The organism is Shewanella sp. 1180_01, from assembly GCF_052850535.1.
In genome coordinates, this window is sequence record NZ_VXCT01000149.1 from 1 (window position 1) to 1,137 (window position 1,137).

Annotated in this window: 3 protein-coding genes; all 3 read right to left on the minus strand. The window is 49.7% G+C overall.

The features are described from left to right. Positions 1–311: Mor transcription activator family protein (locus FW758_RS24550; RefSeq protein WP_446446823.1), on the minus strand; the 311-nt coding region annotated here is incomplete at its 3' end. Then, the gene (locus FW758_RS24555) at positions 301–831 is read right to left on the minus strand and encodes a hypothetical protein (RefSeq protein ID WP_063884369.1); all 531 of its coding nucleotides are present in this window, start codon (positions 829–831) and stop codon (positions 301–303) included. The genes FW758_RS24550 and FW758_RS24555, both read right to left, overlap by 11 nt. Further along, positions 828–1,137: phage protein GemA/Gp16 family protein (locus FW758_RS24560; protein WP_446446778.1), on the minus strand; the 310-nt coding region annotated here is incomplete at its 5' end. The genes FW758_RS24560 and FW758_RS24555, both read right to left, overlap by 4 nt.

The following is a 1,137-nucleotide window of genomic DNA, read 5'->3' on the forward strand; positions in this document are numbered from 1 at the left end:
TCGCGCCAAATTCGGATATCGCGCAGGGCATTTTTAAGACGTTCTCCGTTGGGAATATATACGTCACGGCCACCTAAATAAGCACTCAAACTGGTCGCTAAGGCTTCGCTCACATTATCTGCATCGACAATATTATGTTGCTTAAGCGTCACTCGCATCACATCGCATAAGCTTTGCAGGGTCGATGGCCAGCGGCGAATAAAATCTTCACGTTCATCTGGCTTGAGTGTGGCTAATGTCGCCAATGCTTGCTCAAGTTCAGCGGCACTGGTTGAAAGTAAATCCAGCTGTTCACCTTGTTCATTCAGCATTGGTGCCTCCTTGTTCTGTTGCTTTGGTCTTCTTAGCCTTTGCCTTAAATTGCGCCATCTGTGCAGCAAACTTAGCCTGAGTTTCAGCTAATGACTCAGGACGGCCATAGCTGGTGATCTCATAGCTTGGCTTTGCGTTTGCAGTTGGCGCAGCGGCAGGGGGAATTGAGTGCTGGCTAATGCTTTCAAGCACTTTTTTTAAGTAATTGTGGTTGGTTAGTGGTCTTGCATTGCCTTCGGTTCTGGCAGCGCGAAGCTTGATCACAGTCTCTTCCAACGCCGCACGTAACCAGTCGCGGTTTGAGGTTAGTGCCAGTGTGTCGTTCACCAGCGTGAGCGCACGGTTAAAACTCAAGTCGCTTTTTACGGGGCGGAATAAACCGATATAGTTCATTAAAATCCGCCCAGTGGCGCCGTCCATCGGCGCAAGTGTGGCGAGCAGCTCGCGCGCCGCATCGTCATTCACTAAGGCATCTAAGTGGATATTACTGTGGCATACAGGGCAACGGCAGAGTTTCATAGGTGGCCCTCATACTGGGCAACAATCACCTCATAACTTGCAGGGCGAGTGCCGTTTTCATTCATTTTTAAACGCTCACCACGGGCAATAATGCGCTCGATAAGTACGCGCTTATGCCAGTTTTTCAGGCTTTCAAGTACCTTGTAGGCTTGCGGTTCTGTCATCCATGGGGTGGCATCCACGCCCTCATTTTTACTGCGTAGCGTCATGCGACGCACATAGGCATCAAGCGCCGATTCACTGTTATCCTGGATAACTAAGTGGTGGCCCATGGTGATCCAAATGGCACGTATTTTATCTATGCTG